A 15,123-nucleotide genomic window follows, 5' to 3' on the forward strand; every position below is an offset into this window, starting at 1 on the left:
GGTTTCGACGGGCTCAACCCGCTCTACTCGCGCCGCAGCGCCTTAAGCCCCACGAGCATCGCCACCATGACCCCGGTCATCACCGCGAACTCGGCACCCGTGCGCGGCAGCGTGATGCGCCCGGTCGACTCCGCGACCGTGCGGGCCTCGACGAAGCGCAGCAGCCCTTCCGGCCCGTTGCGGCGGCCCAGCCCCGAGTGCTTCATCCCGCCCATGGGCGCGTCGATGCTGCCGAAGCTCGCCCGGTAGCCCTCGTTGATGTTGACGCTGCCCGCGTCGAGGCGGTCGGCGACGCGGCGGGCACGAGCGACCGAGCCGCTGAACACCGACGCGTTGAGTCCGAACTCGGAGGAGTTGGCGGCGACGACCGCCTCGTCCTCGCTCTGCACGACGTGGATCGCGACCACGGGTCCGAAGGTCTCGCCGCGGGCGCAGAGCATGTCGTCCGTGACGTCGACGAGCACGGTCGGCTCGTAGAAGAAGGGTCCGAGGTCGGGGCGGGCGCGGCCACCGGTCAGCACGCGAGCGCCCTTGGCGACCGCGTCGTCCACGTGTGCGGAGACCCGTTCGAGCTGCGCGGCCGAGGTGAGAGAGCCGACGTCGGTGCTGAAGTCGAGCGCCGAGCCCTGCTTCAGCTGCGCGACGCGTTCGACGAACGACCGGGTGAACGAGTCCGCGACGGCGCGCTGCACGTAGATGCGCTCGATCGACACGCAGAGCTGCCCCATCGAGGAGTAGCACGAGTAGACCGCGTTGGCGGCGGCGGTGGCCGGCTCCACGTCGTCGAGCACGAGCAACGGGTTCTTGCCGCCGAGCTCGAGCGAGGCGCCGATGAGACGCTCGGCAGCGCGGACCCCGACGGCTGTTCCGGTTTTCGTCGAGCCCGTGAAGCAGACGTAGTCGGCGACATCCACCACCGCATTGCCGATCTCGGCCCCGTCGCCGGCGACGACTGCCCAGAGCGCGGCGGGTACACCGGCGTCGATGAACGCGCGGCGGGACGCGAGGATGCTCAGCGCGCCCTGGTTGTCGGCCTTTTGCACGACCCCGTTGCCGGCGGCCAGCGCGGGTACGACGTCCATGAGGCTGAGCGAGAGCGGGTAGTTCCACGGGGTGATGACGCCGACGAGGCCCTTGGGCTTGTAACTGACGCGCGTGCGGACGACGAGGGGGATGCCGGAGCGGCGACGGGCGGTGGCGAGCACCCCCGCGGCGGAGACCGCGTAGTAGCGCGTCACGCTCGCGCCGCTGAAGACCTCCTCGAACGCCTGACCGCGGGTCTTGCCGGTCTCGGTCTGCAGGATGTCCATGAGCTCTTCGCGGCGCTCCAGGAGCAGATCGTGGGCCTTGAGAAGCACGCGGCGGCGGTGGGCGTGGCCGGCGGCGCGCCAGGCGCGCTGTGCCGCGCGTGCGGTCGCCGCGGCATCCACGACGTCCTGGGCCGTGCCCTGCGGAAGGTCGTGCAGCACCTCGCCGGTAAACGGTGCGATGACGGGGATCGTGGCGGACGCATCGCCCGCGAGGTCGCCGACGAGGTCGGAGACGGCGGCGCGATCGGCGGTGAAGGCTGGCATGGCTACAGCCTATGACCGTGGCGGGCGTCGAACCCGTTTTGCGCTCAGGTTTGTGGCGACTCGGTCTTGTGCTCGGCGACGAAGCGCTGGGCCTCCGCGCGCAGGGCCTCTGCGACGAGCCGCACCGACGGCCGCTCGGCCCGGTCGGGACGCATCAGCGCGGAGATCTGACGGATGGCGCGGACCCCGGTGAGCGGGCGGGTGACGAGCCCGTTCTCGTGGTCGCGCGTCGTATAGCGCGGCAGGATCGCGATGCCGTGCCCGGCCGCGACCACCGACTCGACGATGCCGTTGTCGACGAAGCGCTGCAGAACGCGGGCCGGGGTGCCGTTGACGGTCTCGACCTGCCGCAGGATGCGGTCGAACGGGAATCCGACCGGCACACCGATCCACGACTCGTCGACGAGGTCCTTGGGGGAGAGCGTCTTCTTCTCCGACAGCGGGTGCCCCTCGGGCAGGGCCACGTCGAGCGGCTCGGTCATCAGGGGCAGCACGGCCAGGCCGCGCTCGCGCCACGACGGCAGGATGGCGGGCGCGTCGGCCACGACGATATCGAAGTCGGGGGTGAGGTCGGCGAAGTCGGGCAGCAGCGGATCCTGGTCGGAACACATCAGGGTGAGGCCCGGAACGTCCTCGATCGCGGCGAGCAGACCGGGCAGCAGCATCTGTCCGCCGGTCGGGAAGATGGTCAGCGACACGTCGCCGCTCGGTGCCTGTTTGAAGTCCTCCCACAGGGCGTCGGCGCGCTGCAGGGCGACGGCGACGTCGGTCGCGGTCTGCGCGAGCATGCGTCCCGCGCCGGTGAGCACGACGCCCCGGCCGCGGCGCTCGGTCAACGGGATGCCCGCCTCGCGCTCGAGCACCTTCAGCTGCTGGGAAACCGCAGATGAGGTGCGATTTGTGGCGGTCGCGACGGCGGTGATGCTGCCGCGCTCGGCCAGTTCACGGAGCAGTTCGAGTCGTCGCACATCCATGTAGCAACTCTACATATATGCACAAGCATTATGTGATTGTGCTAAACGGTTGTCGGTTGTTGAATTGATTCAGACCTAGAGAAAGAAACACCAGCCCATGCTCATCGAAATCGCCCTCATCGCAGCCCTGTCCGTCGCCGGAATCATCGGAGCCGTCATCGTCACGCTCCGCGACGGCTACCGTCGCGTTCCCACGCGTCGCGCCTGAGCGCCGCCCGGCGGGCCGAGCCCGCACCCCGAAGTGCAGTCGTATTCGCGACTGCACTTTCGTCGTTAACGGGGCGCGAGTCGTAAGAAGCGCGATGGATGCCGCGGCTCACGTCCGGCGGAACAGGCCCGGGTAGTCCAGCACGAAGCCGTCGTCGTCGACCTCGATCTCCCGCGTGAAGTCGGAGTCGAGCGACTCGTAGCGGTACAGGTGCTCGCCGAGGCGCGTGTACCGCTGCGGGTCGGACGCGGTCGTGAGTTCCGGCACCGCGACGTACGCCGTGACGATCTCCGCGCTCGTGCCGACGGGAAGGGCGAGCCGCGCGATCGCCAGGGTATTGGTGAGCGGGGTCGCGCTGATGTCTACGTCGAGGGCGCCGTCCAGGTGGGGGAGTGCGCGCCCCTCGCCGTCGCTCCAGCGGCCGCGGCCGTCGGCGAGCAGCTCGATCGACCGCTCCCTCGTCGCCACGCGCACCGCCCGGGTTGCCCAGCCCTCGTCCGCCGTCAGGGAGTAGCGCACGGCGGGCGTGCCCTCGACGAGCGCTTCGACGTGCCACCCGTCGGGCGATGCCGACACGACGGCGGTCTCGGTCGTCGTCTCGCTCGTCCAGCGCAGTCTCGTCATCCCACCGGTCTACCGCGCGGGGCGCGATCTCTCAATCAGTTGACCGTGAAGCCCAGCTTGCGGCCGGCGAGCCCGCGTGCGCGCACCCCGAGGCGCGCGGCGAGTGCGGCGATCGCCTGTGCCGCCGGGTCGTCGGGGGTGGAGAGCACGATCGGCCGGCCGGTGTCGCCGCCCTCGCGCAGGGCGATCGACAGCGGAATCGCGGCCAGCACGTCGACCGGCTCCTCGGGAGTGGAGAGGCGGGCCGCGGCATCCGCCCCGCCCCCGCTGCCGAACAGCTCGAGGACCGAGCCGTCGGGCTGCACGAGCCCCGACATGTTCTCGATCACGCCGATGACCTTCTGCCCGGTCTGGCGCGCGACGAGGGCGCTGCGCTCGGCGACCTCCGCCGCGGCGGGCTGCGGCGTCGTGACGACGATGATCTCGGCCTGGGGCAGCAGCTGGCCGATGGAGATCGCGATGTCCCCGGTGCCGGGCGGCAGGTCGAGCAGCAGCACGTCGAGGTCGCCGAAGTACACGTCGGTGAGGAACTGCTGGATCGTGCGGTGCAGCATGGGCCCGCGCCACGACACCGCCGTGTGCTCGTCCACGAACATGCCGATCGAGATGACCTTCACATCGTGGGCGAGCGGCGGCAGGATCATCTCGTTCACCTGGGTCGGCTTGGCGCCGGCGATACCGAGGATGCCGGGGATCGAGAACCCGAACACGTCGGCGTCGACGATCCCGACCCGGAGCCCGCGCTGCGCGAGAGCCACCCCGAGGTTGGCGGTGAGCGTCGACTTGCCGACGCCGCCCTTGCCGCTGGTGACCGCGTAGATGCGCGTGAGCGAGTCGGGGCCGAACTGGAGCGTCTTGGGTCGTCCGCCCCGCAGTTTGTCGGTCAGGGCGTCGCGTTCGGCGCGGGACATGATCCCGACGTCGACGCTCACCTCGTGAATACCCGAGACGGATGCCGCGGCCTCACGCACATCGCGTTCGATGGTGTCCGCGGCCGGGCAGCCCACGATCGTCAGCTTCAGCGCAACCGTGGCGGCACCGCCATCCACTCTGACGCCGGAAATCATGTCGAGGTCGACGATCGGCTGCCGGATCTCGGGGTCGATGACCCGGCGGAGGGCGGTGAGGACTGCGGCTTCGAGTGCCTCAGTCAATCCGCGGTCTCCTTGGTGCCGTCGCGCTCGTCGAGCTCGGCGAGCAACGCTCGCAGCTCGCTGCGGATGAACTCCTTCGACGCCATGTCCTTCATCGCGAGCCGCAGCGCCACGACCTCGCGGGCCAGGTACTCGGTGTCGTTGAGGTTGCGCTCGGAGCGCTGACGGTCCTGCTCGATCTGAACGCGGTCGCGGTCGTCCTGCCGGTTCTGCGCGAGCAGGATCAGCGGGGCCGCGTAGGAGGCCTGCAGCGACAGGATGAGCGTGAGGGCGGTGAAGCCGATCGCGGCCGAGTCGAAGCGGATGCCCACCGGAGCCAGCGTGTTGTAGAGCATCCAGATCACCACGAAGACCGAGAGGCCGAAGAGGAACCACGGGGTTCCCATGCCGCGGGCGATCGACTCGGTGAAGCGGCCGAAGCGGTCGCGGCTCTCGAACCGGAAGGCGGTGCGGAGACCCTTGGGGGAGTCGAGACGGGCGTCGGCCCGGTTGATCCGGTTAGTGCGTGCCATTGGTCGTCCTCCTTCCCTTTACAGGAATGCTCGAAGTGGTTGCGGGTACGGGTTCGAGATCGGGTATCTCGTCGTCGGAATCGGTACTTCGCCAGTCGTCGGGCAACAGGTAGTCGAGGACATCGTCAATGGTCACCACCCCGACCAGCCGGTGGTTCTCGTCGATGACGGGGACGGAGACGAGGTTGTAGCTCGCGAGGATGCGGGAGACCTCGGCGGCGCTGGCGCTCGCGAGCACGGGTTCCAGGTTCGTGTCGAGCAGCGTGCCGAGGCGCTCGTTCGGCGGGTAGCGCAGCATGCGCTGGAAGTGCACCATGCCCAGGTAGCGGCCCGTGGGTGATTCGAACGGCGGCAGCGTGACGCAGATTGCGGCACCGAGCGCGGGGGCGAGTTCGTGGCGACGGATGAGCGCGAGGCCCTCGGCGACGGTCGCGTCGGCCGAGACGATGATCGGCTCGGTGGTCATCAGGCCACCCGCGGTGTCGGGGGCGTAGGCGAGCAGGAAGCGCACGTCCTCCGCTTCCTCCGGCTCCATGAGGTCGAGCAGGGCCTCGCCGCGCTCGTTGCTGAGGTGGGCGATGAGGTCGGCCGCGTCATCCGGCTGCATCTGGTCGAGCACGTCGGCCGCACGGTCGTCGTCGAGCTGGTTCATGATGTCGACCTGCTCGCTCTCCGGCATCTCTTCCAAGACGTCGGCGAGGCGGTCGTCGCTGAGCTCTTCGGCGACCTCGTACATACGCTGCTCGGAGAGGTCGAGCATGGCGTTGGCGAGGTCGGCGGGCAGCAGGTCGGCGTAGCTCGCGACGAGCTGTGTGGCGGACTGGGCCTCGCCCGTGGTCTTCTCGCGGATCTCTTTCCAGCGGACGAAGACCGTGGCGCCCTTGGCGAACGGTGCGCCGGTGGTCTTGGGGAGGCGGCAGAAGAGCTGCGAGATCTCCCACTCGCCGAGACCGGTCTCCTCGATCGCGACGTCTTCGATCGTGGCGTCGCCGGAGCCGTCGGCCAGCGTGACCTTGCGGCCCAGCAGCTCGGACATGACCCGGATCTCGCCGCCGCGCTGCTCGAAGCGGCGCAGGTTGATCAGGCCGGTCGTGATGATCTGGCCCGAGCCGATGCTGGTGACGCGGCCGATGGAGAGGAAGACCTGCTTCTTTCCGGGCACCTCGACGATGAAACCGATGACGCGCGGGGGGAGATTATTGCGGTAGACGACGAGAACGTCGCGCACTCGGCCGACTTTGTCGCCGTTGGGGTCGAAAACGGAGCACCCGGACAGGCGGGCAGCAAAAACTCTCGTGGCGCTCACACTAAAACCCTACCGCCGCAATGGGACAATGGAATCGTGAGCAACGAGAGCGCATTCGGACGCAGACCCCAGGCCCAGCCGGCATTGCCCAAAGGCGATGTTCTCGGTACCTATGAGACCTACGTCGAGGCGCAGAGCATCGTCGACCGGCTCTCCAAAGCGGAGTTCGAGGTCAAGCAGCTCGTCATCGTCGGCAACGACCTGAAAACGGTCGAGCGGGTTACCGGCAAGCTCACCTACGGCCGAGCGGCGGCCACGGGTGCCGCGAGCGGAGCCTGGCTCGGACTGTTCTTCGGCATCCTGCTGTTCCTGTTCACCACCTCGCCGCAGATCGGATTCGTGATCGCCGCGGCGCTCATCGGCGCCGGGTTCGGCATGCTGTTCGGCATCGTGAACTACGCGCTCAATCGCCGGCGCCGCGACTTCACCTCGACCCACCAGGTGCTGGCGTCGAACTACCAGATCATCATCGATCCGGAGCTCACGGCAAAGGCCAATCAGGTGCTGTCTCAACCAGAGCATCCCTCGGTATAGTTCAGGCAATCATGGTTGACGCACGAATTCTCAATACAGAGGCCGCCCTCTCCTCGGCGATCATCTCCCTCGCATCCGCGACGCCCGTCTCACGGATCACCGTGTCGGACGTCACGCGCGAGGCCGCCATCAACCGCGCGACGTTCTACAGCCACTTCGCGTCGCCGTCGGAGCTGCTCGCGAGCGTGCTCACCGCGGACCTCAAACGCATCCAGGTGCTCGACCACGAGGCGCGGGCGAGTGGCGAGGAGCCGGCGCCCATCGTCACCCGCCGAGCGATCGAGAACTCGGCCAACCACATCGACCGCTATCTCTCGGTATACCGCCTGGCACTCAGCGACTCGACCGACGGCACCATCCACCACGTGCTCGGCACCGAGTTCATGCAGTCGTCGCTCGAGCACATCCTCAACTCGGTCCCGCCCGAGAAAGTGCCGGGCGACCCCCGTCTCGTCGCCGCCTTCGTGGGCTACGGCCTCGTCGGCGCGATCGAGTTCGCGGTCGCCTCGGACGAGTGGGACAAAGACCGCGTCGCCGACGTGCTGATGGCGATGCTGCCGTCGTGGTGGGACTGAGCACTCTCAGTTCGGCCCGGCTCTAACGCCGTTCGGCACTCGGGTCTCCGTTTTCCGTATGCCACGCTCAGGTGGCATAGCGAAATCGCAGATCTGTTCCGGCTGCGCCTCTCCTCCACCGTCTACCGGCGCGACGGCTCTTCCGCAGATCGCCGCTCGGGGCCTCGGTGATTTCCCTGACGGGTTACATATAGAAGATGAACTCGTTCGAGGTGCTGTCCCACCCGGTGAGATTTCGCATCGTCCAGATTCTCGCATCGGGCGAGCACATGTCGGGCGAGATCTCCGACGCCGTCACCGGTAACTACGGCGTCGGGCGCTCGGCCGTCTCGAAGCACCTCGCGGTGCTGCGCGACAGTGGCTGGGTCGACGTCCAGGTGGAGGGGCCGGTGCGCTGGTACAAGCTCAGAGACGAGTGGTGGCGGCTCGTCGACAGAGTCCTCGAGTGGCTCAGATACCTTTGGAAACGCCGCATCGGAACGCTGTCGAAGAACGACACCAACCCGGCATACGCCTCCACGGGAGACCCCTTCCGGCCGACGCCGCTGGACGGCTGACGCCACCGGACGAGTCAATACGAGCGACCGGCACGGAAGGGGCTGCGACGGCTAGCGCGCCAGCCAGGCCTCGACCTCGGCGACCGTGCGCGGGATGCCGGCCGACAGGTTCTCGGCGCCCGTCGCCGTGACGACGATGTCGTCCTCGATGCGCACGCCGATGCCGCGGTATTCCTCGGGAACGGTGAGGTCGTCGGGCTGGAAGTACAGGCCGGGCTCGATCGTGAAGACCATGCCGGGCTCGAGCACGCCGTCGAGGTAGAGGTCGCGGCGGGCGGCGGCACAGTCGTGCACGTCGATGCCGAGGTGGTGGCTCGTGCCGTGCACCATGTACCGGCGGTGGTACTGGTGGTCGGGCTCGAGGGACTCCTCGGCGGAGACGGGCAGCAAGCCCCACTCGGCCGTCTTGGCGGCGATGACCCGCATGGCCTCGGCGTGGATCTCGCGGAACCGGATTCCCGGGCGCACGATCGCGAGAGCGGCATCCGCTGCTTCGAGGACTGCCTCGTAGACGCGGCGCTGCACGTCGGTGAACGTGCCGCCGATCGGCAGCGTGCGCGTGATGTCGGCCGTGTAGTAGCTCTCGAGCTCGATACCGGCGTCGAGCAGGATCAGGTCGCCGGGCACGACGGGTCCGTCGTTGCGGGTCCAGTGCAGGATGCAGGCGTGGGGGCCGGATGCCGCGATCGTGTCGTATCCCACCGTGTTGCCGTCGGCGCGGGCACGGCGGTTGAACGTGCCCTCGACGAGTCGCTCGCCCCGCTCGTGCGCGACGATCTGGGGCAGGTCGGCGATGACGTCGTCGAATCCGCGCTTGGTCACGTCGACGGCGAGGCGCATCTGCTCGACCTCGTAGTCGTCCTTGACCAGGCGCAGCTCGCTGAGGTCGCGGGCGAGGTCGTCGTCCCCGCCGCTCTCGCCGTCGAGGACGTCGAGCGCGTCGGTCGCGGCGGAGAGCAGGCGGCGGCCGTCGACCTGGTCGGTGATGTCGCGGTCGGCCTCGCGCACGAGCAGCGTGTCGGCGTCGACGGTGTCGAGCACGGCGGAGAAGGCCTCGAGGTTCGCGGTGGCGAGGCCGAGGTCGGCGGCGACGTGGGCGAGCGAGGGACGCGGGCCGGTCCAGAACTCTCCGACGTCGGAGTTGGCGTAGAACTCGTCGGAATCACGGCCGGCCGCCTCGCGGAAGTACAGGGTGGCGATGTGGCCGTCGGCGGTCGGTTCGAGCACGAGCACGCTGCCGGAGACGGCGTCGGCGCCCCATCCGGTGAGGTGCGCGAACGCGGAGTGCGCGCGGAACGGGTAGTCGGTGTCGTTCGAGCGCACCTTGGCCGCGCCGGCGGGAACGATGAGGCGCTTGCCCGGGTGCAGCTCGGAGATGCGGGCGCGACGGGCCACGGCGAACGCGGACTGGGCGCGGGGTTCGGGTGCGGCATCCGCCCGCTCTGCCCAGCCGGACGAGATGAAGTCGGTGAACGCCGACGACTTGGGAGTGGTGGAACGGTTGGAGGTGGCGCGCGGGGCGTCGGAAGTCGTGTCAGCCATACCTCTATTGTGCCCCCGGACGGCTGGGCGGGGCGGTGACGATGAGTCGCGTCAGTCGGCGGGCTGCAGCTGCGCGACGATCGGGCGGTGGTCGCTGCCCGCGGTGTCGCGGTCCTGCAGCACGCGCATGCCGATGACGCGCCAGTTCTCGGTCGCCATGATGTGGTCGATCGGCGACCCGAGTAGCGCGGGGATCGTCGTCGGCCAGGTGCCGACGGCCGCGTTGCCGGTCGCGAGTGCCGTGTCGGCGCAGTCGCCGAGGGTCGTCTCCGCCGTCGTGCCGAGGCCGGTCATGTGGTCGAGGGTGGAGTTGAAGTCGCCCGCCATGATGACGTTGTCGCCGCTGCAGGCCGCGGCCAGCCAGTCGAGGTCGGCGCGCCAGTTGTCGAACTCGCCGGGAACGGGTGCCACGCTGTGCACGGAGATGATGGTGGGGCCGCTGCCGTCGTCGGGGCGCAGCACCACCGTGGGCAGGGTCGCGGTGTTGCCGATCTCGGTGTCTTGGGAGTACTCGCCGAGCTCGGCACTGGTCAACACCGACGTCGACCGGGCCTTGGAGACCTGGTCGAAGGCGACGGTATGCACCCACATCGGGCGCCCTTCGGCCTTCATCAGGATAGAAACCTCGAGCGCCATCGCCTCGGTCGTCTCCGGCAGCGTCACGATATCCGCACCCTCGTCGAGCGCGATCGTGGCGATGGTGTCGGCGCTCGGTACGTCGCCGAGGGTGTTCCACGACAGCACGGTGACGCCCGACTCGGTCTGCGTCTCGGCGCTCGCGTTGCCGAAGCCGCGCACCGACAGCACCGCGGTGTTGATCAACGCGAAGACCAGCAGCAGCACGGCGAGGCCGGCGAGGAGGCGCCGCGGGGTGTGGAAGAGGAGACCGATCAGGGTGAAGATCACCATCAGGCCGACCGCGACCACCGCTGCGACGGCGCGGAACGACACGACGTGGGCGACGCCCACCGCCTGCTGCAGGCCGAACAGCTGCGGCCACGCGAGAACGAGCAGCACGGCCGCGACCACGACGAGGACGACGGCGGCGAGGAGACGGCGAAACATGGCCCCTCACCATACCCGTTCGGGCTGAAGAGACTCCGCCGCGGCAATAGAGTTGCAGGATGCCTACCGGACCGATCGATCTCCACACGCACAGCAGCGTGTCTGACGGCACAGAGACGCCGGCCGAGCTGATCGGCGCGGCGGTGTCCGCGGGTCTCGGGACGGTGGCGTTGACCGACCACGACTCGACCGCGGGCTGGGCGGAGGCTGCGGCCGCGGCATCCGGCACCGGCTTGATGCTCGTGCCCGGCATGGAACTCAGCACCAACCAGGGGCAGGCGAGCGTGCACATGCTCGCGTACCTGTTCGATCCCGACGACGCGACGATCATGCGGGAGACCGCGCGCATCCGCGACGGCCGGCTGCACCGGGCCGAGCGCATCGTCGAACGCATCGCCCGCGACTACGCGATCACCTGGGACGACGTGCTCGCGCAGTCGTCCGACGGCGGCTCGCTCGGGCGCCCGCACATCGCCGACGCCCTCGTGGCCCGCGGCCACGTCGTCGACCGCAGCGCCGCGTTCGCGAGCATCCTGCACTGGCAGGGCGGCTACTACGAGAAGTACTACGCGCCGAGCCCGCTCGAGGGCGTGCGCATGATCGTCGCCGCCGGGGGAGTGCCGGTGCTGGCACACCCGGCCACCCACGATAAATACCGGCCCATGGATGACGGGACCATCGCGCAACTCGTCGACGCGGGTCTCGTCGGGCTCGAGGTCGACCACCGCGACAACACCGAGATCGGCAAGGATCGGCTGCGCGCGCTCGCCGCGCGCTTCGGGCTCGTGCTCACCGGGGCGAGCGACTACCACGGAACGGGCAAACCGAACCGGCTGGGCGAGAACACCACGAGCCCCGCGGCGCTCGAACGCATCCTCGCCGCCGGTACCGGTTCGGCGCCGTTCTACTCCTAGCTAGCGCGGCCCGTCGAAGCGCGCGCCCTCGGGCTGCGGCGGCAGCACGGCGAGGATCAGCATGATCAGGCTGCCCAGCGACGGGATGAAGTTGAGCAAGTAGAAGAGTCCCGACAGGTTCGCGTCGTGCAGGCGGCGCACGCTGAGCGCGATGAACGGCACGATGCTCGCGAGGGTGATCAGCAGGATCGGGATCACGAAGACGAGAATTGCGCCGCCCGGCTGGTACTCGCCGTACTGGTCGACCGTGCGCGTCGCTGAGCCGACGACTCCGGCGAGCACCGAGAGCACGATGATAACCAGGTAGAACGCGAGGGTGGTCCACCAGTACTCGGCGCGGCTGGCGCGGCCGGAGAACACGGCGTAATTCTGGAAGAAGCGCTTGACCGCCGTGACGGGGCCGGCGCCGTAGTAGGGCAGGGAGAGCGGATGCTCTCCCTCGGCGACGGGGGTGACCGGCGGCAGGGGCGGGGCGGTCGGAGGAGTGAAGCGCGCGTTGTTATCGGTCATCGCCCCATACTGTCAGTTTTCGAGTCAATGTCGAGTTCGACAGCCGGAAGCGACAAACGCCCCGCTCCGCCGAGGGGCGGGAGCGGGGCGTTCGGGGCGTGACGCTACTCTGCGGCCGGTGTCGACGGGCGGCGGGTGCGCGTGCGGTTGCGGCTGCGCGGGGGACGGGCGGTGCCGTCCGCCGCGGGAGCCGCCGCCGGCGCGCTGCCGGAGGAGTTCGAGCGGGCGGGGCGCTGGCCGCCACCGCTACGGTCGCCGCCACCGTTGCGGTCACCACCGCTGCGCTGGCCGCCACGGCCGCCGTCGCGTGAGCCCGACGCTGCCTGCGGCTCGCGCACGCGGGGCGGGCCCGCGGTCTTGAGCCGGCCCTTCGAGCCCTCGGGGATGTCGAGGTCGGTGAAGAGGTGCGGCGAGGAGGAGTAGGTCTCCATCGGCTCGGGGATGCCCATCTCGAGCGCCTTGTTGATGAGCGACCACTTGTGCATGTCGTCCCAGTCGACGAACGTCACGGCGATACCGGTCTTGCCGGCACGGCCCGTACGGCCCGCGCGGTGCAGGTAGGTGTCGTGGTCGTCGGGGATGGTGTGGTTGATCACGTGCGTGACGTCGTTGACGTCGATACCGCGGGCCGCGACATCCGTGGCAATCAGGATGTCCTTCTTGCCGGCCTTGAACGCTGCCATGGCGCGCTCGCGCTGGTCCTGGTTCAGGTCGCCGTGCACGGCGGCGGCGTTGAAGCCACGGTCGTTCAGCTCTTCGACCAGCTTGGCGGCGGCGCGCTTGGTGCGCGTGAAGACGACGGTCTTGCCGCGGCCCTCGGCCTGCAGGATGCGGGCGATGACCTCGTCTTTGTCGAGCGAGTGCGCGCGGTAGACGACGTGCTTGATGTTCTTCTGCGTGAGGCCCTCGTTGGGGTCGGTCGCGCGGATGTGGATCGGCTTGTTCATAAAGCGACGGGCGAGGGCCACGATCGGGCCGGGCATCGTCGCGGAGAACAGCATCGTGTGGCGGGTCGCGGGCGTCTGCGCGAACAGCTTCTCGATGTCGGCGAGGAAGCCGAGGTCGAGCATCTTGTCGGCCTCGTCGAGGACCATGACCTTGATGTCCTTGAGGCTCAGCATGCGCTGGCTCGCGAGGTCGAGCAGGCGGCCGGGGGTACCGACGATCACCTGGGCTCCGGCCTTGATCTGCTCGACCTGGCCCTCGTAGGCCTTGCCGCCGTAGATGGCGGCGACGGTGGTCGAGCGGTTGGATGCCGCGAGCGTGAGGTCTTCGGCAACCTGCACGCACAGCTCGCGGGTCGGGACCACGACGAGGGCCTGCACGCCGGGAGCCGGGTCGATGCCGAGTTCCTGGAGGAGGGGGAGACCGAAGCCGAGGGTCTTACCGGTACCCGTCTTGGCTTGGCCGATGATGTCCTGGCCGGCGAGACCCATGGGGATGGTCTGCTCCTGGATGGGGAAGGGCTCGACGATGCCCTTGGTTGCGAGTGCGTCGACCATGTCCTGGTCGATCTTGAGATCAGCGAATGTCAATGTACGTGTGCCCTTACGGTCGAGGTACGCCCGCTTTGTCCTGGGGCGCAGGGCCCCCGCCAGATATGGGGGGCATTATGCATAGTTTAGCGGTGCAGCCTGCGAAAGCGGCTCAGCCGCGCAGTGCGGGCGCCGGCGCCCCGTAAGCTGGGGTCGTGGTCAATTGGTTTTCGCGCAAGGGCAAGCGCGTCGAAGTCCCGCGTCTTCGTCCCCGGTCTGAGTCCGAACCGACGACCAAGGTGGACCTCGTCGAGCTCACCCCCGACCTGCTGACCTTCCTCGGCAAGGCCGCGTACCTGCAGCTGACGATCTTCGAGAACCTCGGTTCCGCCATCGCCTCCGCGCCCACGACCGACGCGAAAGAGCTGCTCGCCCGCGTCGCCGCACTCTCGCTCGCGAAGCACCACGGGCTCACCGCCGAGATCCGCCGCCACGGCGAGGAGCCGGGGGCCGTGATGGAGCCGTTCACCGCCGACATCGACGCGTTCCAGGCCACGACCCGGGGAGGCGACTGGAGCGAAGAGCTCGTCGCCTGCCACATCACCGCCGGATTCCTCGACGACTTCTTCGTGCGCCTCGCTGCCGGCCTGCCCGCCGACTACGCGACGCGCGTCACCACGGTGCTGCGCGCAGACTCGGGATCCGACCTCCTCGCCGAGGAGATCCGCGGCGTCATCGACGACGACGAGAAGCTCGCGTCACGACTGGCCATGTGGGGCCGCCGCCTCGTCGGCGACACCATGCTGATCGCCCGCTCGACGCTCGCGTCGAGCGCGAACAGCCTGTCGGACGAAGAGCGTATCGAGCCGGTGTTCACCGAACTGATCGCCTCGCACACGCGGCGCATGGACGGCCTCGGCCTTACCGCGTAGGCAGGCAAAAACCCCGCCGGCCGGGCCGACGGGGTTCTTGGAACGACAGGTCAGGCGCGCCCGCCCGACAGCTTGGTCAGCAGCGTGCGGTCGGAAGCGTAGCGGCGGGGCGGCACGATGAGCGCGACAGCCAGTGCCGCGAGCGAGCCGAGGACGAGGCTGATCAGCCAGATCCAGCCGCCATCGAAGGTGAAGCCCAGCCAGAGCAGACCCACCCAGACGACGGACGAGACCGCGGCGGCCACGGCCGCGGGGAGCACGATCCCGTAGGTCTCGCGGCCCTTCAGCACGTAGGGGAGGATGAAACCCACGCCGGCTGCGATCAGCACGACGAAGAGCAGCTCCATGGTTAGGCCACGAACCCGACGCGGCGGGTCGACTCGGAACCGACCTCGACGTAGCCCAGGTTGGCGACGGGGACGATGTAGAGCTTGCCCTTGCTGTCGACGAGCTTGATGAACTTGCTCTCCGACTCGAGCGCGGTCGCGATGATGGTCTCCACCTCGCTCGCCGTCTGCGACGACTCGAAGTTGATCTCACGGGGGCTGTTGGTAATACCGATGCGAATGTCCACGAGCCAAGATTACGACACCCGCCGGTCGCGTGGCCGACACGTTCGCCCGCGGCAGAACCGGGCGGCACCGACGGCGCGAACCGCGGCGGTGCT

At 68.9% G+C, this 15,123-nt stretch carries 17 protein-coding genes; 5 read left to right on the forward strand and 12 right to left on the reverse strand.

Translation table 11 applies throughout. The features are described 5' to 3' along the window. Positions 1–23: 23 nt before the first annotated feature. The 6 genes from HD599_RS03930 to HD599_RS03955 all read right to left on the reverse strand — a co-directional run bounded on the left by HD599_RS03930 (position 24) and on the right by HD599_RS03955 (position 6,352). Positions 24–1,574 carry a succinic semialdehyde dehydrogenase gene (locus HD599_RS03930; protein ID WP_184233809.1) on the reverse strand — a complete coding sequence of 517 codons (1,551 nt, stop codon included), beginning with the start codon at positions 1,572–1,574 and terminating at the stop codon, positions 24–26. Between the two features lie 44 nt (positions 1,575–1,618). Next, positions 1,619–2,548, reverse strand: a complete 930-nt coding sequence (locus tag HD599_RS03935) for a LysR family transcriptional regulator (RefSeq protein WP_184233811.1) — start codon at positions 2,546–2,548, stop codon at positions 1,619–1,621. A 316-nt stretch (positions 2,549–2,864) separates the two neighbouring features. Then, on the reverse strand, positions 2,865–3,380 hold the full coding sequence (locus HD599_RS03940; protein WP_184233813.1) for a putative glycolipid-binding domain-containing protein: 516 nt from the start codon (positions 3,378–3,380) through the stop codon (positions 2,865–2,867). 35 nt (positions 3,381–3,415) lie between these two features. Next, positions 3,416–4,534, reverse strand: coding sequence for a P-loop NTPase (locus HD599_RS03945; RefSeq protein WP_184233815.1), 1,119 nt, complete (start codon positions 4,532–4,534; stop codon positions 3,416–3,418). Further along, positions 4,531–5,046, reverse strand: coding sequence for a DUF1003 domain-containing protein (locus tag HD599_RS03950; RefSeq protein WP_184233817.1), 516 nt, complete (start codon positions 5,044–5,046; stop codon positions 4,531–4,533). The genes HD599_RS03945 and HD599_RS03950 overlap by 4 nt, the downstream gene beginning before the upstream one ends. Beyond that, positions 5,033–6,352: a magnesium transporter MgtE N-terminal domain-containing protein gene (locus HD599_RS03955; protein WP_184233819.1), complete on the reverse strand. Its 1,320-nt coding sequence runs from the start codon at positions 6,350–6,352 to the stop codon at positions 5,033–5,035. The genes HD599_RS03950 and HD599_RS03955 overlap by 14 nt, the downstream gene beginning before the upstream one ends. A gap of 36 nt (positions 6,353–6,388) precedes the next feature. Between HD599_RS03955 and HD599_RS03960 the strand changes: the two genes are divergently transcribed. The 3 genes from HD599_RS03960 to HD599_RS03970 all read left to right on the forward strand — a co-directional run bounded on the left by HD599_RS03960 (position 6,389) and on the right by HD599_RS03970 (position 8,018). Then, positions 6,389–6,886: a general stress protein gene (locus HD599_RS03960; protein ID WP_184233821.1), complete on the forward strand. Its 498-nt coding sequence runs from the start codon at positions 6,389–6,391 to the stop codon at positions 6,884–6,886. 11 nt (positions 6,887–6,897) lie between these two features. Continuing rightward, complete coding sequence (locus tag HD599_RS03965) at positions 6,898–7,461, forward strand: TetR/AcrR family transcriptional regulator (RefSeq protein WP_184233823.1); 564 nt, start codon at positions 6,898–6,900, stop codon at positions 7,459–7,461. A 197-nt stretch (positions 7,462–7,658) separates the two neighbouring features. Continuing rightward, positions 7,659–8,018, forward strand: a complete 360-nt coding sequence (locus HD599_RS03970) for an ArsR/SmtB family transcription factor (RefSeq protein ID WP_184233825.1) — start codon at positions 7,659–7,661, stop codon at positions 8,016–8,018. A 51-nt stretch (positions 8,019–8,069) separates the two neighbouring features. Here the strand turns inward: HD599_RS03970 and HD599_RS03975 are convergent, their stop codons facing one another. Beyond that, positions 8,070–9,560, reverse strand: a complete 1,491-nt coding sequence (locus HD599_RS03975) for an aminopeptidase P family protein (protein ID WP_184233827.1) — start codon at positions 9,558–9,560, stop codon at positions 8,070–8,072. A gap of 51 nt (positions 9,561–9,611) precedes the next feature. Further along, the gene (locus HD599_RS03980; RefSeq protein WP_184233829.1) at positions 9,612–10,625 is read right to left on the reverse strand and encodes an endonuclease/exonuclease/phosphatase family protein; all 1,014 of its coding nucleotides are present in this window, start codon (positions 10,623–10,625) and stop codon (positions 9,612–9,614) included. A gap of 59 nt (positions 10,626–10,684) precedes the next feature. Here HD599_RS03980 and HD599_RS03985 point away from each other — a divergent pair, with 59 nt between their 5' ends. Continuing rightward, positions 10,685–11,539 carry a PHP domain-containing protein gene (locus tag HD599_RS03985; RefSeq protein ID WP_184233831.1) on the forward strand — a complete coding sequence of 285 codons (855 nt, stop codon included), beginning with the start codon at positions 10,685–10,687 and terminating at the stop codon, positions 11,537–11,539. Here the strand turns inward: HD599_RS03985 and HD599_RS03990 are convergent, their stop codons facing one another. Beyond that, complete coding sequence (locus HD599_RS03990) at positions 11,540–12,049, reverse strand: DUF805 domain-containing protein (protein ID WP_184233833.1); 510 nt, start codon at positions 12,047–12,049, stop codon at positions 11,540–11,542. A gap of 104 nt (positions 12,050–12,153) precedes the next feature. After that, on the reverse strand, positions 12,154–13,584 hold the full coding sequence (locus tag HD599_RS03995) for a DEAD/DEAH box helicase (protein WP_184233835.1): 1,431 nt from the start codon (positions 13,582–13,584) through the stop codon (positions 12,154–12,156). A 155-nt stretch (positions 13,585–13,739) separates the two neighbouring features. Between HD599_RS03995 and HD599_RS04000 the strand changes: the two genes are divergently transcribed. Beyond that, positions 13,740–14,456, forward strand: a complete 717-nt coding sequence (locus HD599_RS04000) for a ferritin-like fold-containing protein (protein ID WP_184233837.1) — start codon at positions 13,740–13,742, stop codon at positions 14,454–14,456. A gap of 50 nt (positions 14,457–14,506) precedes the next feature. Here the strand turns inward: HD599_RS04000 and HD599_RS04005 are convergent, their stop codons facing one another. Together HD599_RS04005 and HD599_RS04010 are read right to left on the reverse strand one after the other, a co-directional pair. Further along, the gene (locus HD599_RS04005; RefSeq protein WP_184233839.1) at positions 14,507–14,803 is read right to left on the reverse strand and encodes a hypothetical protein; all 297 of its coding nucleotides are present in this window, start codon (positions 14,801–14,803) and stop codon (positions 14,507–14,509) included. A gap of 2 nt (positions 14,804–14,805) precedes the next feature. Then, positions 14,806–15,030: a DUF3107 family protein gene (locus tag HD599_RS04010; protein WP_184233841.1), complete on the reverse strand. Its 225-nt coding sequence runs from the start codon at positions 15,028–15,030 to the stop codon at positions 14,806–14,808. Positions 15,031–15,123 lie beyond the last annotated feature (93 nt).

Source organism: Conyzicola lurida (assembly GCF_014204935.1).
GTDB lineage: Bacteria > Actinomycetota > Actinomycetes > Actinomycetales > Microbacteriaceae > Conyzicola > Conyzicola lurida.